The 25,110-nt window shown below is 70.9% G+C and carries 32 protein-coding genes; 27 read left to right on the top strand and 5 right to left on the bottom strand.

Annotated elements, in window-relative coordinates:
• Positions 1 to 18 precede the first annotated feature (18 nt).
• Positions 19 to 474, bottom strand: coding sequence for a hypothetical protein (locus tag OH807_RS18665; protein WP_406200115.1), 456 nt, complete (start codon positions 472 to 474; stop codon positions 19 to 21).
• A gap of 284 nt (positions 475 to 758) precedes the next feature.
• On the bottom strand, positions 759 to 911 hold the full coding sequence (locus OH807_RS18660) for a hypothetical protein (protein ID WP_406200112.1): 153 nt from the start codon (positions 909 to 911) through the stop codon (positions 759 to 761).
• Positions 912 to 1,126: 215 nt separating this feature from the next.
• Here OH807_RS18660 and OH807_RS18655 point away from each other — a divergent pair, with 215 nt between their 5' ends.
• The 9 genes from OH807_RS18655 (at position 1,127) to OH807_RS18615 (ending at position 7,940) form a co-directional block, all read left to right on the top strand.
• Positions 1,127 to 1,444, top strand: coding sequence for a hypothetical protein (locus OH807_RS18655; RefSeq protein WP_406200110.1), 318 nt, complete (start codon positions 1,127 to 1,129; stop codon positions 1,442 to 1,444).
• A gap of 63 nt (positions 1,445 to 1,507) precedes the next feature.
• A complete protein-coding gene (locus tag OH807_RS18650; RefSeq protein WP_406200108.1) occupies positions 1,508 to 3,271 on the top strand; it encodes a hypothetical protein in 1,764 nt (587 codons plus the stop codon).
• A gap of 77 nt (positions 3,272 to 3,348) precedes the next feature.
• Entirely contained in the window at positions 3,349 to 4,161 is an 813-nt protein-coding gene (locus OH807_RS18645; protein ID WP_406200105.1) for a hypothetical protein, read from the top strand.
• Positions 4,162 to 4,241: 80 nt separating this feature from the next.
• The gene (locus OH807_RS18640; protein ID WP_406200103.1) at positions 4,242 to 4,862 is read left to right on the top strand and encodes a hypothetical protein; all 621 of its coding nucleotides are present in this window, start codon (positions 4,242 to 4,244) and stop codon (positions 4,860 to 4,862) included.
• A 115-nt stretch (positions 4,863 to 4,977) separates the two neighbouring features.
• On the top strand, positions 4,978 to 5,397 hold the full coding sequence (locus OH807_RS18635; RefSeq protein WP_406200101.1) for a head decoration protein: 420 nt from the start codon (positions 4,978 to 4,980) through the stop codon (positions 5,395 to 5,397).
• A gap of 12 nt (positions 5,398 to 5,409) precedes the next feature.
• The gene (locus OH807_RS18630) at positions 5,410 to 6,456 is read left to right on the top strand and encodes a major capsid protein (protein ID WP_406200099.1); all 1,047 of its coding nucleotides are present in this window, start codon (positions 5,410 to 5,412) and stop codon (positions 6,454 to 6,456) included.
• On the top strand, positions 6,456 to 6,746 hold the full coding sequence (locus OH807_RS18625; protein ID WP_406200097.1) for a hypothetical protein: 291 nt from the start codon (positions 6,456 to 6,458) through the stop codon (positions 6,744 to 6,746). The genes OH807_RS18630 and OH807_RS18625 overlap by 1 nt, the downstream gene beginning before the upstream one ends.
• Positions 6,747 to 6,907: 161 nt before the next feature.
• Positions 6,908 to 7,123 carry a hypothetical protein gene (locus OH807_RS18620; RefSeq protein WP_406200095.1) on the top strand — a complete coding sequence of 72 codons (216 nt, stop codon included), beginning with the start codon at positions 6,908 to 6,910 and terminating at the stop codon, positions 7,121 to 7,123.
• Positions 7,124 to 7,127: 4 nt separating this feature from the next.
• Positions 7,128 to 7,940 carry a hypothetical protein gene (locus OH807_RS18615; RefSeq protein WP_406200093.1) on the top strand — a complete coding sequence of 271 codons (813 nt, stop codon included), beginning with the start codon at positions 7,128 to 7,130 and terminating at the stop codon, positions 7,938 to 7,940.
• 163 nt (positions 7,941 to 8,103) lie between these two features.
• On the opposite strand, the gene OH807_RS18610 is transcribed toward OH807_RS18615, so the two are convergent.
• Together OH807_RS18610 and OH807_RS18605 are read right to left on the bottom strand one after the other, a co-directional pair.
• Positions 8,104 to 8,337 (bottom strand): DUF397 domain-containing protein, encoded by a 234-nt coding sequence (locus tag OH807_RS18610; protein WP_406200091.1) that lies wholly within the window; start codon positions 8,335 to 8,337, stop codon positions 8,104 to 8,106.
• On the bottom strand, positions 8,334 to 9,224 hold the full coding sequence (locus OH807_RS18605; RefSeq protein ID WP_406200088.1) for a helix-turn-helix domain-containing protein: 891 nt from the start codon (positions 9,222 to 9,224) through the stop codon (positions 8,334 to 8,336). The genes OH807_RS18610 and OH807_RS18605 overlap by 4 nt, the downstream gene beginning before the upstream one ends.
• 315 nt (positions 9,225 to 9,539) lie before the next feature.
• On the opposite strand from OH807_RS18605, the gene OH807_RS18600 reads away from it, so the two are divergent.
• From OH807_RS18600 to OH807_RS18575, 6 genes are all read left to right on the top strand, one after another.
• Complete coding sequence (locus tag OH807_RS18600) at positions 9,540 to 10,130, top strand: ATP-binding protein (protein ID WP_406200086.1); 591 nt, start codon at positions 9,540 to 9,542, stop codon at positions 10,128 to 10,130.
• 303 nt (positions 10,131 to 10,433) lie between these two features.
• Positions 10,434 to 10,916, top strand: a complete 483-nt coding sequence (locus OH807_RS18595) for a hypothetical protein (RefSeq protein ID WP_406200084.1) — start codon at positions 10,434 to 10,436, stop codon at positions 10,914 to 10,916.
• A 128-nt stretch (positions 10,917 to 11,044) separates the two neighbouring features.
• Positions 11,045 to 11,479 (top strand): hypothetical protein, encoded by a 435-nt coding sequence (locus OH807_RS18590; RefSeq protein WP_406200081.1) that lies wholly within the window; start codon positions 11,045 to 11,047, stop codon positions 11,477 to 11,479.
• A complete protein-coding gene (locus tag OH807_RS18585; protein WP_406200079.1) occupies positions 11,476 to 13,545 on the top strand; it encodes an NB-ARC domain-containing protein in 2,070 nt (689 codons plus the stop codon). Before OH807_RS18590 ends, OH807_RS18585 begins: the two co-directional genes overlap by 4 nt.
• A 75-nt stretch (positions 13,546 to 13,620) precedes the next feature.
• Positions 13,621 to 14,547, top strand: coding sequence for a phosphotransferase family protein (locus OH807_RS18580; protein WP_406200077.1), 927 nt, complete (start codon positions 13,621 to 13,623; stop codon positions 14,545 to 14,547).
• Positions 14,544 to 15,044: a hypothetical protein gene (locus tag OH807_RS18575; RefSeq protein ID WP_406200074.1), complete on the top strand. Its 501-nt coding sequence runs from the start codon at positions 14,544 to 14,546 to the stop codon at positions 15,042 to 15,044. The genes OH807_RS18580 and OH807_RS18575 overlap by 4 nt, the downstream gene beginning before the upstream one ends.
• 170 nt (positions 15,045 to 15,214) lie before the next feature.
• On the opposite strand, the gene OH807_RS18570 is transcribed toward OH807_RS18575, so the two are convergent.
• On the bottom strand, positions 15,215 to 16,330 hold the full coding sequence (locus OH807_RS18570; RefSeq protein WP_406200072.1) for an XRE family transcriptional regulator: 1,116 nt from the start codon (positions 16,328 to 16,330) through the stop codon (positions 15,215 to 15,217).
• Positions 16,331 to 16,630: 300 nt separating this feature from the next.
• On the opposite strand from OH807_RS18570, the gene OH807_RS18565 reads away from it, so the two are divergent.
• The 12 genes from OH807_RS18565 to OH807_RS18510 all read left to right on the top strand — a co-directional run bounded on the left by OH807_RS18565 (position 16,631) and on the right by OH807_RS18510 (position 25,110).
• Positions 16,631 to 16,759 carry a lasso RiPP family leader peptide-containing protein gene (locus tag OH807_RS18565; RefSeq protein WP_406200070.1) on the top strand — a complete coding sequence of 43 codons (129 nt, stop codon included), beginning with the start codon at positions 16,631 to 16,633 and terminating at the stop codon, positions 16,757 to 16,759.
• A gap of 93 nt (positions 16,760 to 16,852) precedes the next feature.
• Positions 16,853 to 18,721 (top strand): asparagine synthase-related protein, encoded by a 1,869-nt coding sequence (locus OH807_RS18560; RefSeq protein WP_406200068.1) that lies wholly within the window; start codon positions 16,853 to 16,855, stop codon positions 18,719 to 18,721.
• The gene (locus OH807_RS18555; RefSeq protein WP_406200066.1) at positions 18,715 to 19,437 is read left to right on the top strand and encodes a lasso peptide biosynthesis B2 protein; all 723 of its coding nucleotides are present in this window, start codon (positions 18,715 to 18,717) and stop codon (positions 19,435 to 19,437) included. The genes OH807_RS18560 and OH807_RS18555 overlap by 7 nt, the downstream gene beginning before the upstream one ends.
• 59 nt (positions 19,438 to 19,496) lie before the next feature.
• Complete coding sequence (locus tag OH807_RS18550) at positions 19,497 to 21,428, top strand: ATP-binding cassette domain-containing protein (protein ID WP_406200064.1); 1,932 nt, start codon at positions 19,497 to 19,499, stop codon at positions 21,426 to 21,428.
• Between the two features lie 57 nt (positions 21,429 to 21,485).
• Positions 21,486 to 21,905, top strand: coding sequence for a DUF6093 family protein (locus OH807_RS18545; RefSeq protein WP_406200061.1), 420 nt, complete (start codon positions 21,486 to 21,488; stop codon positions 21,903 to 21,905).
• A gap of 108 nt (positions 21,906 to 22,013) precedes the next feature.
• A complete protein-coding gene (locus tag OH807_RS18540; protein WP_406200059.1) occupies positions 22,014 to 22,403 on the top strand; it encodes a hypothetical protein in 390 nt (129 codons plus the stop codon).
• Positions 22,403 to 22,840 carry an HK97 gp10 family phage protein gene (locus OH807_RS18535; RefSeq protein ID WP_406200056.1) on the top strand — a complete coding sequence of 146 codons (438 nt, stop codon included), beginning with the start codon at positions 22,403 to 22,405 and terminating at the stop codon, positions 22,838 to 22,840. The genes OH807_RS18540 and OH807_RS18535 overlap by 1 nt, the downstream gene beginning before the upstream one ends.
• Positions 22,837 to 23,109: a hypothetical protein gene (locus OH807_RS18530; RefSeq protein WP_406200054.1), complete on the top strand. Its 273-nt coding sequence runs from the start codon at positions 22,837 to 22,839 to the stop codon at positions 23,107 to 23,109. The genes OH807_RS18535 and OH807_RS18530 overlap by 4 nt, the downstream gene beginning before the upstream one ends.
• Entirely contained in the window at positions 23,109 to 23,546 is a 438-nt protein-coding gene (locus OH807_RS18525; RefSeq protein WP_406200052.1) for a hypothetical protein, read from the top strand. The genes OH807_RS18530 and OH807_RS18525 overlap by 1 nt, the downstream gene beginning before the upstream one ends.
• A 135-nt stretch (positions 23,547 to 23,681) precedes the next feature.
• Positions 23,682 to 24,179, top strand: coding sequence for a hypothetical protein (locus OH807_RS18520; protein ID WP_406200050.1), 498 nt, complete (start codon positions 23,682 to 23,684; stop codon positions 24,177 to 24,179).
• Positions 24,179 to 24,784 carry a hypothetical protein gene (locus tag OH807_RS18515; protein WP_406200048.1) on the top strand — a complete coding sequence of 202 codons (606 nt, stop codon included), beginning with the start codon at positions 24,179 to 24,181 and terminating at the stop codon, positions 24,782 to 24,784. The genes OH807_RS18520 and OH807_RS18515 overlap by 1 nt, the downstream gene beginning before the upstream one ends.
• A gap of 98 nt (positions 24,785 to 24,882) precedes the next feature.
• Complete coding sequence (locus tag OH807_RS18510) at positions 24,883 to 25,110, top strand: hypothetical protein (protein WP_406200046.1); 228 nt, start codon at positions 24,883 to 24,885, stop codon at positions 25,108 to 25,110.

Here is a 25,110-nt window from a genome sequence, read left to right as displayed (position 1 = left end):
GTTGAGTGCTCAGTAGGACTACAGAGACGTCTTCCGAACCTCGACGGCCTCGCCGCGACGCAGGATGAAGGCCGGGTCGGTGTCAGCGGGGTAGCCCCCCAGCGGGCGAAGGCGGAGTCCAGTATCCGTGATCGTTTTGACTACCTGGATCGTGAGCGCGTCTCCGAGGCGGTTGCTTGCGTTCACGACTCCAGGGACGGCGACGGTTACGAACCGGCCTGCGTTCTCAACGTTGACGTATGTTGCCAGCTTGCCGAAGAAGGGGTCGGCCATGTTCAACGCCTCCGCGACTTCTTGGGTGGCCAGTTCGGCTTTGAGCATCTCCAGGACGATCGGTCGGCTGAATGCGCTCCGAGCCCGCCGCGCGATCTCGTTGGCGCTGGTGCCATTGAGGAAGTCCTTCGCCATGGCTCGGGCGACGTCCCGGTTGGCCTGCGCCAGCCTCCTCAGCGCGACGGTGGTCCTGTCTGGCACGTTGGGTCCTCCTTCAAGGCTCTCCAAAGGAGCTCGCTGATAAAGATTTTGATCGGTCGACTGATCAATGAGTTGACCAGCGGAGTGTCATTGACCTGGGAGAATGCTTTAGTGCATTAGGCGGCGCCATCGCCATCGTATGCACTAAGTTTGCAAGTTCCCCACGCATCTTCGGGCTTGTCGCTAACGTAGTGGGCGTATCCATCGCGGTCGTTTGATCGAGAGTGGATCGGGGCGACCCGCGAGGGGCCGCCCCGTGCCCGCTGGGTAGGCGGAGGCCGAGGTCACCAGTGGTAGTGGGCCGCGATGGTTGCCAGGGCAGCTGCGAACTGCGCCAGGCGGACCAGGTGCACGAACCCCTGGTTGCCTCGGTCGGACCACGGTGGCGTTCGCAACTTCCTGACCATGGCAGTCATGATCGCCTTGAACTTGGCCATGCTTATCACCCCCTCTCGTCCTCGTGAATGCGCCAACGGGAGAGTGAAGTGACAGGCCGTCACCGCAGTCGCGAGGCTAGGGAGATTTGCGGTCTCGCGTTGCGAGTTTGATGAATCCTGTGAATAACCGATATCCGCTGTGGGATCCTGCGCTGTCGCACGCCCCCGTCGGCCTTGCCCAGCGACCGGAAGCCGGCCGCTGGTAGCGTCCGGTCATGAAGCTGAGGGGGCGGTTCGTAGCCGCGGCGGTGGCAGGGGTGTTGGCTGTCGGCGGTGGCGCAGCGTGGCTGATCTGGCCGGAGAGTGAACCGGCGGCGGCCGTGCCGGAGCCAGGTACGCCGGAGTGGGACCGCTGGCAGCAGGAGTCCACGGCGGCTGGCCGCCTTGCTCAGCTGGCCATCGTTCAGCGGGGCGAGGTCCGGTCTCGGGAGCTGTGCGCAGCGGAGTGGGCGAAGTTGCGCCCGGACCAGCAGGGCGCGTTGGACCGGAACGCCTTCGAGGCGGGCTGCGTCTTCCAGGCGCTGCAGCCGTAGCCGTCGATCGGTCGGCGGCCGGTAGTCTGGCAGCGGCGTGGGGCCGACTGCCTGGAGTGCACTGTGGGCCTGCGCTCGATCTTGATCGACGGCTGGAGCTGGCTGAACTACAAGGCGCCGATGAACACCCGGCGCCCGGGAAGCGGGGTGTTCCCGGAGCTAGCCGCTACGTGGCTGCCCGAGGAAGACCTTCGGCGGTTGGCCGCGTACAAGCTGCTCGCCGCCTACGACTCGAACCAGGCCGGCCAGCTTGCGGCGGCCACAGGGGACGACGCCGCGCTGGAGCGCCGTGAACTCGGCGACGCGTCGAAGCTCGTGGAGGTCGCGCTCGGCTACCTCCTCGGCAGCGAGCAGCACGTCGTTGTGGTCGGTGCCGAGCATGCCGACGATGAGAATCCGCCCGAAGGCGCAGTCGAGGCGGCGGCTGCACAGGGCCGGCTCCGGCAGTGGGCCGAGGACGAACTGCTGCCTCTGCGGATGCAGCAGACGGAGCGCACCGCCGTCCTCAGTGGCGACGGCGTCTACGTGCTCGCCTGGGATGCGGCCAAGGCGCGTCCCACTGTGCGGAGTTACGACCCGGGCTTCTACTTCCCGGAATGGCCGGACGAGCCGGACACCGAGTTCCCGAACCGGGTCCACCTGGCGTGGGAGATCCCGGAGAACCCGGCGCGGGGAGTGAAGGCGAAGGTCCGCCGGATCACGTGGGAGATCGGGGGCATCGAGCCTGCCGGGGAGGAGGACGGTTCGGCGCTCCGGGCGGCGCTCGGCGACGAGCTCGACGCCGGACGCCCGGCCCGGCGGTACCCGTGGGAGCCGGAGCGGCTGTCCGAGGTGACGTGCTACCTGACCGATGCGGAGTGGCAACTCGACGACCTCCGCCGAGGCGAGACGGTCTACAACCTGCCGATCGGGAAGGCGCGCTACCGGACGAGGCCGGACGGCGTGGTGCTCGACCGGCTGGATCTGCGGATCGACTTCATCCCGGTGATCCACTTGAGCAACACGATCCCGCACTCAGGAGACCAGTGGGGACAGTCCATCCTCGCCAAGGTGCTCCAGGGGCTGGACGAGCTGGCGGCCACGGACTCCGACGGCTCGTCCGCGAGCGCGGTGACCGGCACGCCGATCATCGGCCTCGCTGGTGCGCAGTTGCCGCGCGACCGCGCCACTGGGCAGCCCATTCCGGTGGAGGTGCGCGCCGGCGCCGTGTGGCAGCTCGGCGAGAGCGGCCGAATGGACGCCCTCGACACTTCCCCGCAGCTGGCCGAGTTGCGGGCCCGCAGCGATCATCTGATGGACCGGATCGCCTCTGCGTCGCGGATCACGGCCGCCGGCCTCGGCACGCTCGACCCGTCGAGTGTCCCGTCGGGCTACACCCTTCAACTGGCGCTCGGCCCGCTCGATTCGCTCGTCTCCTCGATGCGTCTGGCCCGCGCGCACAAGTACCGGTTGTTGATGAAGATGACGCAGCGCCTCTTCCAGGCGGGCCAGGCCGACGGCTGGCCAGCGGGGGAGACGTTGTCGGCGCGGATCGTCTGGGGGCCCCACACGCCGACGGACCGGGCGGGCGTCCTCGACGAGGTGGTCAAGGGGTACACCAACGGGGTGCTCTCGCTGGAGACGGCCGTGCGGATGCTGATGGACGCCGGGTACCCCGTCGAGGACGCGTCGGAGGAGGTCGGGCGGATCCAGGCCCGGGCGTTCGAGGCGGCTGCCCGGCTCGCTGACGCCACCGGCGACAACACTGCGGTGCGTCACTTCCTCGGGCTCGGTGAGGTGTCGGTCGAGATCCCGAGGGTGCCGCGGCCGGGCGACTCGGGGAGGTGAACGTAGAAGGTCGGGCGGGGCGGCCAGTCGGGTGCCGACGGTAGCCTGATGAGAGGTCAGGGCAGTCAGGAGGAACTGTGGTGCGGCAGCGAGTTCGGACGGTTCAAATCCGGACCTTCCAGGATCCGTCGGACCCGGCGCAGTTGTTGGCCACGGCGGAGTGGTCGGACGGCGAGGCGCTGGGGGAGGTAGGGCGTATGCCGATGCCGACGGAGATGAGCTGGCCGGTCGTCTACGGGCTGCTCCGGCAGCTGATCGCTGAGGTTGAGCAGCAGTACCCCGGAGTCGAGGTCTTTGCACGGGTGCTCGGCCCCGACGCCGAGTGGCCGGCACTCCCGCCGTTCAGGGACGGGCACAAGACGGTCCCGCCGGAGATGCGCGCGGCGGTGCTCGCGGCCTGCGAGAACCGCTGCGTGATCACGGATTGCCTTGTGGACGACCCGGACATGCTCGACTACGGGCACATTGTCGATCAGGCACCAATCCGGGCTGCGGTTCCGCAGCAGTGGACGAAGCGGGCTGACTGGTCGGAGGCGGAGTTCAATAACCTGGGCAACGCTGTCGTGCTGTGCTGCAATCACAACCAGAAGCAGCGCCGCAAGCCGGGGAGCATCACGACGGAGCAGCTCTACGAAGCCCGGGACCGTGCATGGGCGCGCCCGGAGTCGAAGGGCATCCTGGTGGAGTACCTCCGGAAGGTACTTCGGGGCCTGCGGAGCGGCCGGAGCACGGACATGAACAGCGTGGGGTTCGCCGTCGCGATGCTCCAGCGGTACCACCCGGAGACGGAGCCCTTCACTGTGCCGCATCGGGAGTTGCCGATCGAAACCCACGTCGATCCTCGTTCCGGGTCCATCGACGAGGTGCCGGTCGGGCCCGCCAGCGACTGAGTCAGATGCTCATGGTTGCGGTTGACGAGGTGTGACTACACTGATCAACGGCGCGGGGGCGCTGCTCCGGAGGAATCCGTATGACTGCCCCCGCTCACCAGCCCGGCACCGAGCCGTCGACTCCTCCGCAGCCGCCGACCGTGGACCCCGGCAGCTCCGTCATCACGCAGGACACCCTGTCGCGTCTCCTGGCTAGGGAGAAGAGCCAGGGGGAACGGTCCGCCATCAAGAAGCTGGCCGGCGACCTCGGCTTCGCCGACGTGCCGGCGCTGACCGCATGGGTCGAGTCCCAGCGCACGGCGCAGCAGGCCGCGCTGTCCGAGGTCGAGCGTCGGGAGCAGGCGGCGGAGCAGCGGGAGCGGGCGGCGGAGCAGCGGGAGCAGGCGGCGTTCGAGCGGCTGCGCGCGGCCGAGCGGCACACCGCGCTGGCCCGGCTCGGCGCGGTCGGGGACAACCTCTCGGATGCTGCACGGCTTCTCGACGTCGCGGACGATGCGGACCAGCAGGCCGTTGCCGACGCCGCGGAGGCGCTGAAGGCGCGGCGCCCGGAGCTCTTCGGCCCCGCTGCTCCGGTCGCTCCTCCGCCGGCGCCGAGCGGTTCCCCGGCGGGCGGGCCGCCGCAGCGGGGCCAGGCCCCGGCGGGCGTGAACGCCGGACTGGCGATGGCCCGGCGACGCGGCCACGTCCAGCCGCCCGCCTGAGCCGCTGCCCCAGCAGCAAACCGGCTTCCGGGACCACGCCCCTCCTCGTGGACGGCGCCACCACTCGGTGAGTGCGAGACACCGCTCTCAAGCGTTCCCGAAGGAGGGGTCCCGCTTGACCATCCAGCCGATCACGTCGAGCACGACGCTGACCGCCGACAAGCCCTGGCTCGTCGGCCTGCACGGTACCGACTCGACCGAGACCGTGACGCTCGACATCACCAAGTTCACCGCCAACGTCCACTACCAGGCGTCAACGGACACCCGGCAGCCCTACAGCCGGGTCCTGTCCGGCGTGCCGGTCGGCCGGATCACCGCCAGCGGGCTGTACGGCGTCTTCGACCCGACGGCTGCCGATGGCCGCCAGGTCCTCGCCGGCGTCGTGAACGCCGAGGCGCTCTTCGCCCCGACCGCCACGCGAGTTCCGGTGTCTCTGCTGTGGCACGGCGTCGTGCGCGCCGCTCGGGTGCCTGGAGGCATCGACCCGACCAAGGTGACGCCGACCAGCACCGGCGCCCAGATCCGCTTCGTCTGAGAGGAGAGACCCATGACGATCCAGGACCTCGTGAAGGACATCACGGTCAACGACCTGACCACCTTCGCACGCGCGATCCAGACCCCCGAGGACTACTTCCTGACCAGGTCTGTCTTCGCCGAGACCCACGTCAACGAGGTGATGTGGCGGATCAAGTCCACGAGCCGCCGGCGGAACGCCGCGAAGTACCGGGCGTTCTCCGCGAGCGTGCCGTTCGCGACCCGCAAGGTCGCGCAGACCGTCACGCAGGGCATGTTCCCGCCCCTCGGGGAGAAGCTGCTCGTGGACGAGCAGGAGATCATCCTCCAGGAGCAGGCGCGCGGCGCCGACCAGGAACGGCTGATCGAGAACATGTACGACGACGTGGAGCAGCACGTCGGCTCGATCAAGGACCGGCTGGAGCTCGCGGCCGGCGATCTCCTGGTGGACGGCCGGTTCACCATCAACGAGAACGGGATGGTGACCGAGGCGGACTTCCAGGTGCCGGCCGCGAACCTGCCGGTGGCTCCCAAGCCCTGGTCCGATCCGACGTCGGACCCGCTGGCCGACGAGCGGCGCTGGATCGAGCTGCTGCGTTCCACCGGCAGGCCGCTCCCGGAGATGGTCCTCACGTCCTTCAAGGCGCAGTCCTACTTCGCGGCCAACGCTGCGTACCGAGCCGCGTACTACGGGTCGGTCGTGGGCTCCACCACGCCGACCGCTGAGCTGAGCCCGCCGGAGGTCGCGTCCGTGCGTGCCCGGTACGGCCTGCCGCCGATCGTCACCTACGACGTGCAGATCGACGTGGACGACGTCGCCACCCGGGTCCTGCCGGAGAACCGCTGGATTCTCCTGCCCCCGAACCGCGAGCGGTTCGGGCAGACCCAGTACGGCACGACCGCGCAGGCACTCGCGCTGTCCCGGGGCTCGAACCCGCAGATCGTTCGGGAGGACGCCCCGGGCATCGTGATCACCCGAGGCGCCCAGGACGATCCGGTCCAGATCTGGACCGCCGGCCACGCTGTTGCGATGCCGGTGTTCTACTCCCCGGACGCCTACGTGTGCGCGACGGTGCTGTGATGGGCGGCCGTCGCCTTGCCGCCGCGGTGCACATCGAGCACCCGGTGAGCCACGAACGCCTAGTTCTGGAACCGGGGACGGAACCGGAGGCGGAGGTGGCCGTGCTGATCACCAACCCCGCTGCGTGGGAGGGCGGGGAGCTGCCCACGTTCGAGGAGGAGAGCGGCATGGAGTCGGAAGGCCCGGAGGGGCCGGCCACCGTGCCGGTGCCCGAGCCCGAGCCCGAGCCCGAGCCCGAGCTGGAGCCCGAGGTGGCCGGCCGTTCTCGGAAGCGCAGTACCGCCGTCTGACCGCCGACCGGCGCCCGCCCCGCGGGCGCCGGTTCTTCTTCCTGGAGCTCAACGTGGACAGTAGCGCCCTGGCGTGGCTGCTTGCCCAACTCGGCCCGAGCACCGATCAGGCAGACCTGGCGGCCCGGTACGTCCGCCTCAGGTCCGCTCGCGCAGTCGCCTTGGAGGTTCTGGCAGAGCGCCGGGCCCAGCTGCTCGCCGACCCGCTGCGCCTCACCGTCGACGGCGTGGTCACCATGGACAACACGGGAAACCTCACGGGCCTGGAGCGCCACATCACCGCCGTCCAGCACGGCCAGGCCCCCGACGATGCTCCCGCCGACGCTGCCTCCTTCCTCGCCACCGCGCCGCTTCGGCCCGCGAACCGTAGGCGGTGACCTCGTGGCCTACCCGTGGCCCCCGCTCGTACCTGGGGACGCCGACGAGGTCGCCCGGCGCGTCGCGGCCGTCCTGGAGGAGACGTGGCAGCGGCTCGCCGACCGGCAAGCCGCAGTTCTCCAGGCTTTCGCCGAGAACTGGCGAGCCCCGTACGTGATCGCCACGCTGGCCGAGTTCCAGGCGGCGATCGCCGACTTCCACAGGTCTGTGGACAGCGAAGCGCAGGCGTTCGTCCAGCGGCAGCTGCCGTACCTGTACGAGCAGGGCGCAGCGGTGGCGGGAGGCCGGTTCACCTGGACGCTGCTCCATCGCGACGCGATCCAGTCCCTGGCGGCGGACAGCTACGGCGACTTCCTGAGGCGCTCGCAAGAAGCTGGCCGGATGGCCGAGCAGTTCTACCGTGCGGCCCGCGTTGCCGCTCGGCGCGAACTTCCACAGCTCGCGGCCGGCAACGTCACCGCCCGCCAGGCGGCACGCGCCTTGGCCGACCAGCTCACCGCCGACCACCAGCTCAGCTACGTGGTCTACCGCGACGGAGCGCGCGTGCCGGTGAGATCCTGGGCCGAAGCGGCGACGCTCGCGAAGTCCGGGGTCGCGTACAACGCCGGCACGCTGAACCGCGCCCGCGAAGTCGGGGTGCAGGTGGTCGAGGTTTTCGACGGAGCCGACTGCGGCTGGACGTCGCACCAGGACGTCGACAAGGCCGCCCGGACGCTCCGATCTGTGGACGAAGCGGCGGAGCACCCGATCTCACATCCGCGCTGCAGTCGTTCCTTCGGCCCGCGCCCCGATGTCCGCCCTGACGCGCTGGTGTAGGAGCCCGTCGTCCGCCGGGGGACCATGAGTCATTTGACGATTCGGGCGGTCTCGCCGAAATTGTTACTTGGGCCGCACGCGTTCAATGTCGTGTCCAGGTGGTATGCAAGAGGATGGGTGGACCCCGGCGGCTCTTTCGCCAGGGTCCACCCATCCGTCCGTCCTACGGCTGGACCGGGAACTCGCCAGCCTTGACGGCGTCGAGGAAGTCCTGGAAGGCCGAGGCCGTGAACTCCAGGACCGGGCCGCGCCGGTGCTGCTTGGTGTCGCGCACCGGGATGGTCCCGAGCGGGGTCACTCCGACCTCGACGCAGTTGCCGTTCTCGCTGCTGCTGTAGCTGGACTTGGCCCAGCCGTAGCCCCCCTGGTCGAGGGTCGTGCCGTCGTGCATGGTCATCCTCTCGGTTGTCCCCAACTCGCACCTTTGGTCAGGGTTTCCTGCAAGTATGACCGCGACGCTTGGGGGTCGAGGGCCTGGGACATCAGCAGCTCGAACTGGCGGCTGTGACGAGCCAGCTTCGCCGGTTGGTCCTTGAATGTCAGGTCCTGCTCGACGTAGGCCACGCCGTCGCCCGGCAGGTCGCTGAACTGGTAGACGGCGAACGGTCCGGTGGTTCCCACGTGGTAGCCGGAGCTGTCCGTGAGGACCTGGAGCGTGATGTTGTCCAGCGCGCACACCTCGATCAGGTGCTCGACCTGGGCGCGCATCAGGGCGGCGTCGCCGATGAGCATCCGCAGTGCGGCCTCGCCGAGAATGCACCACGCCTTCGGCGGGTTCTCTCCGAACAGGACCTGCTTGCGCAGTTCGGCACGCTCAAGAGCTATGTCGAGCGGAAGTGGAGTGTCCTCCTTCCACCGGAAACGGGCGCTGGCGATGACCGCCTCGGTGTAGGCCGCGGTCTGCAACAGGCCGGGGATGATGTTCGGCTCCCAGTTCTTGATGAGCCTGGAAAGCCTCTCGGCCTCGACGAGGGCGCCGAACGATGGGTGAACGTCGAGCGCCGACCACCAGCCGTGCTCCTTGCTCTCCCGGGCCATCGCCCTGAGCGAGTCGGCAGTGGCCTGGTCGAGGTTGAATTCCGCGACCCACGAATTGACGTCGTGGACCTTGATGATGTTCCGGCCGGTCTCCAGTCGACGGACGATCGCGGCCGACAGGCCAAGGGCATCCCCGAGCTGTTCACGGGAGAGCTTGTGCCGTTCGCGGATCCGGCGGAGTCGACCGCCGAGGAGGTGCCGGAGGAACGGCACGCCGGCGGGGCGTTCGTCCTGCTCTTCAGTCATGGCCTCTTCGTCCATGTCACACCCCTATCAGCTTTCACTGAGCCTCCGTCAAGTCTGGGGCCTCGGGCGGCGACCGTCAGCAGTCTATGACCGTCAATTGACGGTGGCGACACCTGTTGCATTTTTGTCCTGGGTGCGAGACTGTAGCAGCGCACTCACCGTTCGTGGCATGAGTCACACTCCCGGTGATGTGTTGCTCTTGCCGCGCCCTGCCCCACGCCGGGCGCTCTGTTAGCACCGCGCCAGCCCACCTGGGCCGCTGCCGGATTCCACCCCCCAGCCGAACCCCGCTCGTACGGCCTGTGAGGATCTGCCATGCACCGCGTCTTACAGATCAAGACCCCGCTGAGAACCGCTGCGGCGGGCGCCCTCCGTAACCTGATCCGCGATCGGGTGAGGGTGCTGGACGGCGTCGCCCTCGACGACGACCGGGCCTACGCGTTGCTCGTCGCCTCGTCGGAGGTCGTCACCAACGCACTGAAGTTCGGCCGTGAACACGCGGACGAAAAGACCGACTTGCTCGTCGACGGCGACATCGACACCCGGCGGCGCCGGCTGCGGATCACCGTCACGGACCCGCGCCGGACGGTGCCCGAGATGGGCAGTCGCGCCGAGGACCTGGACGCGACGGGCGGCCGCGGAATCACCGTCGTCGCAGGCTATGTGGATGACGTCGGGTGGTACCAGCGCCTTGACGCCGATGGCTGGCCTGTCGGCTGGTGCGTGTGGTTCGAACTCGATGTGGAACTGCTGGGGACCTTCGGCCGAGCCACCGCCGTGACGGCGGAAGTGCAGCCGGAGCCCTTCATGCCTCCCGTGAGGCACCCGAAGGTTGTTGCTCTCGCCCATCGGATGGCCAGGCTGCACGTCACGATCCGGCGGGGCCGGTCGCGCGCCGCCGCGTAGCTGGCGCCCGCGTCTGGCTCATGTGCTGGGTCTGTTGATCGACTCCCGCCTGGCCTCCGGCGCTGCCCGTCGGCAGGCCAGGCGGGTCCATGCCGTTCTGTCGGGGCAGTCACGGCCCGAATCCCCGCCGGTGGGCCGTGCAGCGGGGCCAGCCAGCGATGGTCGGCCCCGGCGCCCGCGCCGCCTTCGCCGGATCCCGCAATCCGGTGAAGGCGGCTGCCCGGCCGTCCCAGCATCCACCCCCGGGGGGATGGCCGGGCAACTTCAGCTGAGAACAAGGACGTTGGAAGGAAAGTGGTCGTCATGAGTGCCTGGGCCGCGCCGTATCTGCCGGGCAGGTACTGGCTCGCGGGCGTGAGCAGCAACCCGCAGACGATCGCCGACGAGTGGCGGGGCACCGGTCTCGCGAAGGTGCAGCTGTCCTGCCGCTTCGACGCGATCCAGGTGGCCGGAGCCGCCCGGACCAGCGCGGTGGTCGCGGAACTGCACACCAGCGGGGTGCCGCTCGGACCGGTGCTGTACGACCACGGCGAACAGGTCAGTTTCTGGCTGGTGCCGGTGCGGCCGGGCCTGACCTGGCAGATGAACGACACGGCGCTGCTCATCGAACCTGCCGACGATGGCGAGCCGCCCTCGCTGCTGATGCCGCCGCCGGGCCCACGGCGAATGGGACAGCGGCAGTGGCTGGTTTCCCCCGACGGCAGCGGCAGGCTCACCCGCCACGAGGACCTGGCCGTCGCCCTGCGCAGGGTGCGTCGTGGTCACCCGAATCCCGTGGCCGGCTGACGGACCAGCCTGTGAACCTCCCGCCGCCGACCGCTGCACGGTCGCGTGGCCGGCGGCGGGACACCACCGGGGCCGGCCATCGAGCCACCGATCCCCTTCCCCTCACTGACCCTGGGAGAGCACCAACGATGACCGACGGTCCGTGCTTCGAGGTCCTTCGGCTGTGGGCCGGACCGAAGTTGCGAGGCGTCCCGTTCGCGGACGGTGTGCCGCTTCTGCCCCTGGACGATGCGCTCGACCGCATCGCGGCCGAACTGCCGCGCCTGGGCGGTCCGTGCCCGGGAGACCCGTCGGTGGAACGGCTGGTGGAGGTCATGGAGAACACCGCGCGCCGGCTGCGCCGTACGGACGGCAACGGACCGCGCCCGGTGCTGCTGGCCGTACTGGCCGGCAAGCTTGAGGAAGCCGACCACGCACTGGGGCGCGGTCAACACCGCGCGGCGCTCGACCTCGTGCGCCGGGTGTGCGTGATGATCGTGTGCCTGGACGAGATCGCCACCCACACCGCAGGGGTGGCCGACTGCGCCCCAGGCGGCGGTCGCCCCTGGGAGTCCTTGGGGTGATCAGCAACTCGATCGACGGAGGCACCGTACTCGGGGCGGCCGTGCAGGCCCACACCATCCACGGCGGCGTCACCCTGCACACTCCGCCTCCGCCTCCGCCTCCGGTGCCGCGCCAACTCCCGCGCCGGCGGCCCTTGGTCGACCGCCACGACCACACCGCCGCCCTCGCCAAGATCCTGGGCCGTGACGACCCGATCCCGGTCCTGCTGACCGGTCCGGCGGGCATCGGCAAAACCACCCTCGCTCTGCACGCCCTCCACGAACGCGGCCATCCGCCCGGCGGGCAGCTCTTCGCGGACCTGGGCGCCCACACCACCGCCAGCCCCGCGCATCCTGGTGACGTCACCGCCCGCTGGCTGCGAGCCCTGGGCATCACCCAGCCGCCCACCGACCCGGAGGAAGCCGCCGCTCTGCTGCGCACGCTCACCGCCTCCCGGCCGGTGGCGGTTCTGCTGGACAACGCGGCCGACGACGACCAGGTGCGGGCGCTGCTGCCCGCCGACGGGTCGCTCGTCGTCATCACCTCCCGCCGTCCGCTGGCCGGCCTGCTCGCCGACGGCGCCCTTCACCAAGCCCTCGGCCCGCTACCACCGGATGCCGCCCACCAGCTCCTCGCGGACACCGCCGGAGCAGCGGGTGCCACGTCCGACCTCGCGACCCTCGCCGACGCCTGCCGCGGTGTGCCGCTCGCGCTCGCCCTGACCGGCGCCCACCTTGCTGCCGGGCATCCCCTCACCCTCCGGACCACACCGGCCGCACCGTTGGAGACCATCGTGACCGCAGCCCTCGCCCAGACCTACCAGGCCCTTGCCCCGGAGACCAGCCGCGTCTACCGGGCCCTCGGGGCGTTGCCGCTGCCCGGCGCCCGGATCGACGGCGGCATGGCGGGCGCGGCCGCTGGCGTCGACCCGTCGGCCACCATCGGCCACCTGGCCTCCCTCACGGAGGCCGGGCTGATCCGCCCGTCCGACGACGGCGAGCACTACGCCTTCACCACCGCAGGCGGGCGCCGCCACGCCGCCGCCCTGGGCCGCCAGGTGGAGGGCGTCGACCAGGTCGGCACGATCCGTCGCCGCGCCCTGGACTGGCTGCTGGCCGAATCCCACGCGGCCTCCCGCTCCCTGCACCCCTTCCGCCGAGCCGTCGAGCCGCACCTGCGCCACCCGCCGGCCCATCGAGCTGCCCTTGCCGACAAGCAGGCGGCGCTGGCCTGGTTCTCGCGATGCGACTCCTACTTGCGCACTGCGTTGGAGACAGCCGACGCCCACGGGCTCGACGACGTCACCGCGCACCTTGCCCAAGCCTGGTGGCCCTGGCTGCTGCGCCAGCGCCCGTATGCGTTGTGGCTGTGGACGTACGAGATCGCAATCCCCGCCGCTCAGCGCGTCGTACAGGCCGCACCCAGCCCCGGCGACCGATTCGTGCTGCGTGAGCTCTTCGGTGCCCGCGCCACCGTGCGACGCTCCACGGGCGACTACGGCGGCGCCATCGAGGACTGTGGCGCAGCCTTCGCGCTCGCCGACGAGGACGAGGACGCAGTCGGCCTGGCGCAACACCTGCACGGCCTTGGCGTCGCGACCCACGATTCCGGCGACCCGGGAATCGCGCACGGCTACCTGACCGAGGCGTTGAACCGGCGCTCCCGGCTGGACAACGTTCGTGACACCGGCGTCACCAGGGTGGCCCTCGCAGTCTCCGTTCATGCGCTCGGCGATGATGACACCGCGCTCGGCCACCTGCGCGACGCCTACCAGGAACTGAGCGCCGCCGGTGACGGCCTGAACGCTGGCAGGGCCCGTGCGTGGGAGGGCCGCATCCTCGCCCTTCGGGGATCGTTCGGTCCCGCCGACACCGCGCTCGGCCAGGCGATGAACCACTTCGTCACCGAGAAGGCCCACCTGTGGCAGGGGCGAGTGCTGCTGTGGTCAGCCGAACTCGCCGGCGCACAGGGCCAGCTGGAGCAGGCCGCCGAGCTGCTGCGCTTCTCCCGTCGGATGTACGGGGGAAGCCCGTCCGATCTGAGTCACGTCGTCGACGTCGCCGAGCGGCTCGGAGTCACGCTCTGACCCCAGCAGTTCAGCCGGCGAAGACGCCGCCGACCCCCAACCACGAATTCGCCATCCACCCGTGTCAGAAGGTGCATGTTGACCCCCGCAGAAAGCTGTACTGCCGTCGTCACGACCGCTTGGCGTCAAGGCCTCGATCCGCGAGAAGCCGTTCTCCTCCAGGAGGGCCCGCACCATACCTGGCGCCTGCCCAAGAGCGGTGCCGTCGCGAAGGTCTGGCGTCCGGGTACCGAGTCCGCGACGGCCTTCCGCGACGCGCGGATCGCGTTGTGGTTGCGGCGCAACGGCATCCTGGCCCCGCGGGCGGTCGGCAACTCGGCTTTCCCGGCCCCGTACTCCGGAGGCCGCTACTACCTCCACGTGACGTACACCGAGGACCTCGGCGACCGTCGGCCGAGCATGGCCGTCCTCGCTGACGTCATGAGGCGACTGCACCGCCTGGACGTGCCGCTCCGTCTGGGCCTTCCGAGGTTCGACCCGGTGACGAGGCTGGCCCGCCGCGTCATGGAGCTGCCGCCGAACACGCTGTCCCACGACCAGGAGGTCCACGTGCGGGGACTGCTGGCCGACGCCCGTGTGGCCTGGCGGTCCGTGCCCTGGCCCGACCCCAGCGTGATCCACGGCGACCCCGGGTTCACGAACTGCCTCTTGACCCAGCGCGGCCCCGCGTTGATCGACTTCGAGCTGACGGAGGTCGGACCCGCGCTGTGGGACCAGGCCGTGTTCGCCTGGAGGCGCGATGCCTTCGGCATGCCCGGCAGCGAGTTCGAGGAGTTCGTCGCCGGCTACGGTGCCGACGTCACCGAGCACGACGACGGCCGCACCTACCGCATACTCACGCCGATCTTCGCGATCAGCGCGTGGCTGTACTTGGCGGAGGCTGCTCGCTCCGAGCCCGAGCTCCAGTCCGAGGCCGATCGGCGGCTCGCCACCGTGCTCACCCTGCCGGCTTTCCCGTGGGGCTGGGAGTCCGCGACCGACGTCAAGGCGGCTGCACGATGACCACCGAACCCTTGGCGGCCGTGGGCGATCTCGCCTGGACCCTGGTGACCCGTACCGGGCTCCCCGTGCTCTTGCTGGCCGACCTCGCGGACCGGCCGACCCTGACCGCCGAAACCGGCGGCGACCCGCGGTGCTACGTCTCCACCACCGCGCTGTACGAGGGAGGCTGGCGCACGGAGGTGCACGCTCCAGGCGGCCCGAACCCGGCCCAGCTCGTGCGTGCCGCCTTGCCCGGTGGATCGAAGCTCACCACCGCCTATTTGGCCACCCCCTGGGAGATGGCGAACGCGGTGGAGCTGGGGCACAACGGTCTGCTCGCCCGCGCCGCTGTCTGGCGTGAGTGGACCCTCCTCCAGCTCACCGAAGCGGGCGGGCGCCGGCTCCCGGCCCTGCGGCTGATCGGGGTCGACTCGCTGCCCACCGGCCGCCCCGGGCGCCCTGCCGACCCGGCCCCCGGCCGAGAGGTTGATCACGAAGGCCGACGTCCGGCTTCGTAGCGGAGTGCACCGCCTGCCGACTGATTTCGACCGGTACGCCAGCGTGGCTCGAGGGGGCCGTCCCGCATGTGGCGGCCCCCTCCGGCTTCGCCCTGCACAGCCGGGTCGTCGTCTGCTGTCCGCGCCGGTCAGGTGCAGCATGCTGGACGGCCCGAACTGCTCCCGCTATGTCAGGCGGCCCGGGCGGCGTTCACATCCGACAGGAGTTCCTCGACGCCGTTCACGGCCAGGTGGCCGCGCAGCCTGTCGCTGATCTGGGCGACTTGGTCGATGCACCTCGTCGCGCCGATCTGTCGTGCTGTCCCGAGCGCGCTGGACAGCACAGCTGCGGCTTCCTCTACCTGGCCTTCGTGTACCAGGGCTTCGGCCCGGTAGGTCTGGAAGATGGCGTACGTCTTCGAGCGCGGCTTGGTGAGCAGAGACAGGCCGCGGTCGATGCGTTTCATGCCCGGTGCCTGCTCGCCGAGGTCGATCAGGCACCGGCCGCCGTCGATCTCGACGTCCGCTTCGCTCATCCACGCTGCCCAGTTCGGAGGCTCCCCGACGCTGGTGCGGGCGAGTTCGGTTTCGGACTTGGCCAGGTGGTGCCGGCTGGAAGCGGCTTCGCCGAGGGCTGCGTGGGCCCGGGCCTTGCGCAGGTGCAGGAGGGAGCGCACCGTCGCGTGCAGGGGCCGGGCGAGCGCACCTTCGAGCAGGCGCACGGATTCCCCGGCGTTGTCGGTCCAGAGCCCCTGGTAGGCGAAGTCGGCGATGACGCTGCTGATCATGTCGCGGTCACCGGCAGCCTTGGCGTGGGCGAGTGCCTGGTTCCACAGAGCGCCGGCCTGCTCCTGCTGCCCGATGTCGAAGCGAGTCCAGCCGCATGTCTGCGCCAGCTGTGCGGCGAGCTGGTTCAGCCTCACGCCGGTACGGGTGTCGTAGCGGGCGTTCTGCAGCAGACCGGTGACGGTGGCGAGGCTGGAGTCGAGCAGCGGAACCACGTGCTGACGTTCGACGGTCGGCATGGTGGTCAGAGGCAGTACAGCGGTCTGCAGGTATTGCACGGTCTCAGTGCCGACCAGCGCGGGGCGTCCGGTGGCGGAGGCCGGAGTGGCAGCTAGCGCCGGCAGGGCGGCGGCCATCCCGGTGACAATGAAGTTCCGTCGGTTGAGTGACACGCTCGCCTCTTCCGCATCGGGGTCGGGCAGCCAGGTCGGCCATGGGTGCGTCACCAACATAGCCTCGGGGACGTCGAACGCATCCGCCAGCAGGATCTGGGACTCCCAATTGGGTCGCTTCTTGTCCAATTCCCAGTCAGATATGAGCTGTCGAGTGGTTCCTGACCTCCGATCATGTCGGATGGCTGCTTCTCTCATCCGGCTCGCCAGGTCCGCACCGCTCCAGCTGTACATCTCTCGGGCCGCCCGCAGGCGTTCCCCTCCTGGATCAGCCATCCGACCATGAGAGCACTTCACCGAACGACATCACAACCAGTAGACCGTATGACAGCAGAGTGACACCAAACGTCTTTTCGATGAGGGAAGTTGACGGCAATCTCGTTCTCAGCCGGCCACCGAGCCGGACACGGCAATCCCCTGGAGGCAGAGATGGACATCGTGATCGAGAACGCTGTCGAGTACGTCGCCCCGGCCCTGGACGAGCTGGGCACCGTCGTCGAGGTCACCCTCGGCTCGGCCAGCTTCAACCAGGCCGACGACACCCAGTACTTCCAGTAACACCTGCGGCGGGGGCCCGCACCTGCCGCGCGCTATGCGGCGGGTGCGGGCCCCCGCTCGTTTCATACCCACCAAGCCGAGGGAGGGCACGGCATGGCCGTGATGCGCTACGTGACGGGGGCCTTCGACACCGGGCAACAGGACCCCGCGCAGGTTGGCTGGAAGCCGCGCGGCAGCCTCCAGCTCCCCGTTACCCGTGCACTGGGGGCGGTGTGGGCGGTGGGCTACGAGGGGTGGGAGACCTCCGCCGATACCGCCCCGGACGGTCGGGTCGAGCTGGTGACCGCCGGCTGCTGCCTGGCCACCGACGCCGAGCGCAGCGAGGCCCTGGAGCAGGCCGCTGCCGGCCGCTGGCACCGCGCGGCCTGCCTGCCCGGCAGCTACCTGACCGTGGTCCGCGACGGTGAGCGGGTCCACATCGCCGGCGACCGGGCCGCCACGGTGGTGGTGCACTGGGTGCTGGACGGCGGCACCGTGCTGTGGTCCACCTCGGCGCTCGCGCTGGCGGCCTACCGGCAGGCCGAACCGGACTTCGCGCGGCTGCTGGCCGCATTCACCGTCCGCGGCGCCGACCTGCTCGGCGAGCACTCCTGCTTCACCGGTGTGCACCGGGTGCCGCCAGGCCGGGCGCTCGTCCTGGAGCCCGGCCGGGCGCCGCGCACCGAGCCGCTGCCCGCCCCGGGGCCGCTGGACTTCCCCGCCGGCGCCGGGCTTCTGGAGGAGCGCCTGACTGCGGCGGTCGAGCGCCGTGCCGCGCTGCCCGGCCGGCTGACGGCCGACCTGTCGGGAGGGATCGACTCCTCGACCTTGACGGCGCTGGCCGCGCAGTTCACCGACCTGCTCGCCGTCACCTACACCGACCGGCACATGCAGGACGAGGACGACGGCGTGTACGCCCGCCGACTCGCCGCCGAATACCCCTCGATCACCCACCGGATCGTCCACGGCGACACCGCGCGGGTCCGCCAGTTCGACGGCCTGGCCGGACCGCTGCCGGTCACCGACAGCCCGTCGCTGACGCTGGGCCTGCTGGCCGTCAAGGGCGCCCAGCTCGCCCCGGTCCGCGCCTGGGAGAGCGGCACGCACCTGACCGGCCGCGGCGGGGACGACGTTCTGGACGCCGTCCCCGCCTCCCTGCTCGATCTCTACCGCACCGGCCACCGCGTCGAGGCCGGCCGCCGCCTCGCCGACTTCGCCCGAGACCGCCGCTGCTCCCTCGCCCCTGTGCTGCGCCAGGCCCGCACCACGCTGCGCACCCCGTACGGCCGGGCGCTCGACCAACTCGCCACGACGATCGCCGGTCGGGAACCGCTGGACCGCAGTCAGCTCCTGGCGCCGTGGGAGTCGCTGTCCTGGTGCGGCACACTGCCGGCCGCCGGGTGGCTGACCCGCGAGGGCCGCGCCCAGGTCGCCGGACTGCTCACCGTGCCCACCGGCACCAGCCCGACCCCGGCGCAGCTGCACGAGCGGCTGTTCCTGGAGCGGATGGGCGAGGAGCACGCCACCTACGACCAGATCGCCCGCCAGCTGTGGCAGGTGCCCATCCACGCCCCCTTCCTCGACACCCTGGTGGTGGATGCCTGCCACGGCGTGCCCGGCTGGCAGCGGCGCATCCCGCGCGACTTCAAGCCGCTCGCGCGGGCCGCGTTCACCGGCCGCGTCCCCGGCTACCTGCTGGGACGCCGCACCAAGACCGCGATGACCCGCACGGTGGCCACCGGGATGCGCGCCAACGCCCCGGTCATTCGTGCGCTGGTGGGCACCTCGCTGCTGGCCGGGGCCGGGCTGATCGACCCGCGCCAGGCTCGCACCGCGTTGGAGGCCGCGCTGCGCGGGGAGCCGGCCGCGCTGGCTTGCCTGCACTACCTCATCGCCACAGAGCTGTGGCTCGCCACCGTCCCGACTTCCCGCGACACCTGGTGGGAGCCGAACGAGGAGTACGAGGAGATCACGTCATGGTGACACCGGCCGGCGCGGTCCACGCCTGCACCAGCGCCTGGGGCGTCGCGCTGATGGACACCCGCCGCGGCGCCGGCCGTTGGCGCTTCCTCGATCCGATCGGCGCCGAGCTGTGGCGGGCCGTCACCGATGGGGTGCCAGCCGAGCAGGCTATCGACCAGCTCACCGACCACTGGCAGCGGCGCGGCGCGGACCCCGAGCAGGTGCGGGCCGACCTCTCGGCAGTGCTGGCAGCCCTCGGGCAGGCGGACCTCCTCGGCCCGGCGCAGCGCCCCACCGAGGCGGGCGACGCCGTGCCGACGGTGCACTTCGCTTCCCCGACCCGCACCGGTGCGGGCCTGCGCCTGGCCGCGCCGCTCGCGCTGGCGGCCGCGCTGGTGCTGCTGCGTCTGCCGATCCGCTACAGCGTCGCCGCCGCCCGGTGTGCCTCCGCACTGCCCGCCCGGCCGGCCACCGTCGCCCAGGCGCAGGCCGCGCACCACGCGGTGCGTCGGGCGGCCCGCTGGTGGCCGGGCCGGGTGGCCTGTCTGGAGGAGTCGCTGGCTGCGTTCCTGACCGGGGCGCTCACCGGCCGCCGGGTGCGCTGGGTCCTCGGCGCCACCGGCTTGCCTCGCGGTGCCCACGCCTGGACCGAAGCGCATGGCGAGATCATCGGCCAGGACCCGGCCGACCGCGTCTGGCGCTACCTGCCGGTCCTCCAAGTCGGTCCGGCGACCTGAGGAGGATTCGCCACCCCAGAGACCCGTTACACCCGTTCGGGTGAATCGTTGGCCTCGGCGTGACGACAACTCAGCAGCCCTCGGCCGCCGCTGGCCACCGGCGTTCCCTGTTCCGTGCCCGCCGCCCCGATCCCGCCGACGGGGTGCTCCCGCAGTACACCGTCAGCGCCGAGCGGCACGACAGCGCCGGCTCCGACACCTTCGCCACCGTCCTGCGGCGCCTGCCCCACCTGTGCGCCATCGTGATCCGGCTCGCCTGGCAGGCCGACCGCCGCGCGGTCAAGGTGCTGGCTGCCCTGCTGGTCCTCGGCGGGATCCTCACCGCCACCACCCTCTACGCCACCCGCGGTGCCCTCGGCCCGCTGTTCACCAGCGGCGCGCTGGACGAGCGGCTGCGCAACGCGGCCCCGGCCCTCGCACTGATCGCCGTTGTCGGCATCACCCGCTCAGTGGCCGCCGCAGGCACCACCGCCGTCACCGCCCGGATTGGGCCGCGCGTCGACGGCTTGGCCGAGGTGCAATATCTGGACGCGGCGACCCGCGTCCCGCTGGCCAGCTACGACGACCCGCAGTGGTGCAACCACTCCGAGGCCGCCAACCGCGCCAGCAAGGACACCCGGCTGATGGTCGACTCGATCGCCGCCACCGCCACCGGCCTGCTCGGGCTGCTGGCCGCCGTCGGGATCCTCGCCGCCCTCCACCCGCTGCTCGTCCCGCTGCTGCTCCTCGCGGTCCTGCCGCGCGGCGCAGCCGCGATCCGGGCCGCCCGCGCCGAGCACCTGGCCGAGCGGCACACGCTGGCCGACCGGCGCCTGCGGCACACGCTGATGTACCACACCGCCGGGCGGCCGACCGCGCTGGACGTGCGCGCCAGCACTATGCGCCCGTGGCTGCTGCGCGAGTTCTCCACCCTCGTGGACCGGCTGGACCAGCACGCCCGCCGCGTCGGCACCACCACCGCCCGCTACCAGCTCGCCGGGGACGCGCTCGCCGGCGGCGCGATGCTCCTGGTGTACGGGGCGCTGCTGTGGCTGGTCGTCGAAGGGCAGGTCCCGCTCGCGGCCGCCGGGACGGCGGTGGTGGCCGTCCAGACCAGTCGCGTGCTGCTGGCCAATCTCGTCACCGGTCTCAACACCACCTACAAGGTCGGCCTGTACGTGGGCGACTGGGAGAGCTTCATCGCCGACGCCGAGCATCGGGGGCGCCCCTTGCTGGAGCCGGTCGACGTCCCGGCGAACCCGCGCGTGATTCGCGCCGAAGGCGTGACCTTCTCCTACAACGGTGCCGCCAACCCGGCGCTGCGCAACGTCAACGTGACGGTCCGCCAGGGCGAGGTGCTGGCGGTCGTCGGCACCAACGGCTCCGGGAAGTCCACGCTCGCCAAGATCCTGGTCGGTCTCTACCACCCTGCTGAGGGCACTGTGACCTGGGACGGTGTCGATCTGGCCGCCGCGCCGCCCGAGCAGATCTGGGACCGGCTGGCGATCCTGCCGCAGGACATCGCACGGTGGCAGACCGATGCCCGGCAGAACATCACGCTCGGTGCCGACCACACCGACGACGTGATCATGGCCGCCGCGGCGCAGGCCGGCGCGGACGACGTTCTCGCCGGCCTGCCGGACGGTCTGGACACCAACCTGGCCCCGTCGTTCTGGGGCGGCCGGGACCTGTCCGGCGGCCAGTGGCAGCGGCTGGCCGCCGCGCGCGCGTTCCTGCGCGCCGACGCCCCGGTGCTGGTCTGCGACGAGCCGACCTCAGCCCTCGACCCGATCGCCGAGGAGGCGATGTACGAGCGGATCCGGCGCCTGGCCCGAGGCCGAACCGTCATCCTGATCACTCACCGGCTCGGCTCCACCCGCTCGGCCGACCGGATCATCGTTATGGACAGGGGCACCGTCGCCGAGGAAGGAACGCACGAGTCGCTGATCGCGGCCGACGGCGGCTACGCGGCGATGTGGCGCACCCAAGCACAGACGTACGGCAACCGCTGATCTGCGCTGCCCTTGTAGCGAAGCGGGGGTGTCTGCCAGCCGCTCTAGGGTCGATTCATGAGCACACCGCCGCCCCCGGGCCTTCTCCCAGCCGGCCTGCCCGCGCGCGTCGAACGCCTGATTCTGCAGGACGAGGTGGTGCGGATCAGTGAGCCTGGCCCCCAGGTTCTCGATCCCGCCACCGGCCAGTACGTGCCCGGTGCGGACGTCGTGCGCTACGAGGGCCCTGGCCTTCATCGCGCGTCCGACGGCCCGGGGGTGGTGGTTCGACCGGAGGGCCTGCCGTACGTGAGGGTCGGCGACGGGCGCTACCTGCTGCTCACGCCCCTGAGCGCGCCGGTGGCGGTTGAGGGCAACCGCGTCACCGTCGTGAAGAGCCGGGACCCTGCGGCGGTCGGCCGCACGTTCCGGGTCCTCGACCCGGGCGAGACCGGCGCCATGTCGGTGGTGCGGACGACGTGGATGCAGATCGAGTAGACGCCCGAGACGACGCCCGGACACCGGGCCCCGAAGCCCGGCGTCGCCCCTCCCGGATCGCCGAAGGTGCGCTGACCTGCTGTCTTGCCCACCTCCTAGGGTCGGAGCATGGACCACACCAGCACGAGCCGCGTTCGAATCCGCCCGGAGGGCGTGGTCGCCCGAATCGAGGTCGACGGCGTCGACGTCAGCCGCGACGTCCGGGCCTACAGCCTCCAGCAGCAGGCCGGCGAGCTGCCCGAGCTCGCGCTCCTGATCGCGCCGCACCGCATCGACGACTGGGAGGGTGCCGCGAGGGTCGTGATCGGCGAGGAACCCGATCCGGGTCCGGCGGCTGCCGCCTTCCTCGCGGCTCTGGACGCGGGCGAGCTGGAGCGCGCGGTCCTGAACCGCCACGACCTGATGACGGGGGGCGAGCACGAGTTCACTGCGGCGCTCCTGATTCAGCTCACCGAGTGGGCGTTCGGGAAGCGGAACGCGAGCGAGGTGACGGACTGATGGTGCCGCCGCTCAACCCGCACCCGAACGCCCACCCGAGCGCCGGCGCGTACAGCAACGGTGCGCAGATCGCGGCCGAGCTGGATGCCCGAGCCCTGGCCCTGCTGCCGAGGGCGACGGCCGTGGTCCGCCATCACGCCATGCTGCTGGAGACGGCGATCAAGGCGAACGCCTCGGGCCGTCCAGGTCCGAACGCTCCGACCGGCGACTACCGCCGCTCCTGGACGCACGAGGTGCAGCAGACGGCGGCCGGGGTGGAGGCGGTGGTGGGCACCAACAAGCCGCAGGGCCGCAGGTTGGAGTTCGGCTTCGTCGGCCGGGACATCCTCGGCCGGGTGTTCAACCAGCGGCCGTACCCGCACGTCGGCCCGGCGGTCGAGCGCATCCGGCCGGCCTTCCTGGCAGCGATGGGCGACCTCGCGGACGGTGCCCAGTGAGCGGATCCCGCAGCCAGTTCGTCGCGGACCTCCACGAGGCGGTGGCCGGGGTCCTGCGCGTGCACGGCGCCGGGCTGCTCTCGCGCGCGGTGCTGCTGGTTGAGGTCTTCGACGAAGCCACCGGCGAGATCGGCCTGTTCGTGGAGACGTCGCCGTCGGACATGTCCGCCTGGGACCGGGAGGGCATGGTGCGCTACGCGGCGCTGGACCTCGCCGGAGCGATCACCGCTTCCCGGGTCGCCGACGTGCAGCAGGACGAGGAGGAGTAGTGGCTGTCGCCGGGCGGGTGGTGTCGCTCGCCGTCCAGGCCGCGCTGGTGACCGGGACCGGGCGCAGCTGCGGGTACGGAGTCGTACCCGCCGCGGGTGCGCTGCCGACCGGGGCGGCGTTCCCTTACTGCGTGCTCTACCCGCTCGGCGGCACGAGCGACGGGCCCCCCTTCGGAGACGCTGACGCGGACGCGAGGCTGCTGTACCAGGTGACCAGCATCGGCCAGAGCGCGGAGCAGGCCGAGTGGATGGGCGACAAGGTGCGATCGACGCTGCTCGGGAGGGCCGGCGCGGGCGCCTTCGCCGTGCCGATCACTGCTGTCGGCCACATAGTGATCGGCCGGTCCCTCGACAACGCGGAAGGGGTCACCGCCGAGGCAGGTGTATACAGTTACGTGGAACGGTTCGTGCTGCACGTCACCACACCAGGCAGCTGACCGGCATCACCTCACCGTGGAGACCTGCACGGACGCCCGACCGACGGTACGGGCTGACTCCCACACCACCCTTTGCTGGGTGGCTGGTTGGGGCAGGTCTCCGGTGCCCGGGGCTGTCCCCGGAAGGCGAGAGTCGTGTCCTCCACGCAGCAGCGGTTCATGCGCCGCGGAACCACCCGGATTCTGTTCCTGAAGGCCATCGCGGCCCCCACCAACATCCCGATCCGCGCGGAGCTGAGCGGCGCGGGCGCCACCGACCTGTCGAAGATCGTGAGTGACGTCGAAGGCTGGGCGTTGGAGAACTCGCCGATCGAGACGCCCGATCTCGGGAACGCGTTCGTGTCGACCATCCCGGGCGAGGACAAGCCAGCGACCTCCAGCCTGACGTTCTACGAGGACTTGGAGAGCGAGGTCGTGGAGACCCTGCTCGCCAAGGGGATCACCGGCTTTGTCGTGATCCAGAGGAAGGGCGACGTGCCGACGTCGCGGTCCATGGACATCTTCCCGGTGCGCGTGGCCTCCCGTGCGGCCAGCTATTCGACGGGAACGGAGCCGGCGAAGTTCAGGGTCGTGTTCGCGATCACCGACGTGCCGACCCTGGACGCGGCGATCCCGGCCGCCGGTGGCGCGTGATGGCGGGCCAGCAGCAGCCTCCCGTCGACGCGGTGGCGAAGGATCCGCACTGGGCACGGAAGATGGAGCGGCTGCGCGCGCGCCGACTCGCGGAGCGCCCCGTGGTGTTCTGCGACGACGACGACGCGAAGGCCCGGGTCACGGCCGCGACGATCGAGCTGGTGACCGCCCGTGCTGCCGCCCGGACGGCAGCGGACGACCAGCAGGTTCCGGACGACGACCGGGACCGGTGGGTCGAGGAGCACGCCCTGGTGGTCATCGCGAAGTCGGCCCTTGCCGCGGCCACGGCCGCACTTGAGGTCGTGACGATCAGCCTCGTGTTCCGTGCTTTGCCGAGGCCGGCGTGGGCGGCGCTGCTCGAAGCGCACGCTCCGTCCGAGGAGCAGGCCGGGCTGGGGATGGAGTACGACGTCGACAGCTTCCCTGCCGCACTCGTGGCCGCCTGCCACGTCGAGCGGGACGAACACGGCGTCGAGGTGGACGGCATGAGCGTGGAGGACGCGCAGAGTCTCCTGGACGAGTGGTCCGAGGCTGATGCCCGGTTGCTGTTCACCGCCGCCCTCACCGTGAACCAGACGCTCCGGGGCGACCTGGGAAAAGGCTGAGGACGGACCGGCGACTGCGGCTGGAGCTGGAGCTGTGCGCGTCGTACGGCATTCCGCACAGCCAGTTCCTCGGCGTCGGCCACGGCCGGTGGACGTCCTTGGACCGGGAGAAGGCTTTGGCCTACCTGGAGTTGAGCCGGGCCGTCTGCGACGGGTGCGGCACGCGGGCCGATGAGTGGGACGAGCAGCACGGCGACCGGTTCGCCTACGTCGCTGAGACGTACCGCTGCCCGGGGTGCGAGCTGATCGCGATGGAGCAGGACCAGGTCCCCGAGGGACCGGACGGACGCGGGGTCAAGATCGGGCTTCGGCCCAGACAGGGATGA

This window comes from Kitasatospora sp. NBC_01560 (assembly GCF_045208415.1).
Lineage (GTDB): Bacteria > Actinomycetota > Actinomycetes > Streptomycetales > Streptomycetaceae > Kitasatospora.
This window is presented reverse-complemented; position numbering and strand designations above follow the sequence as displayed.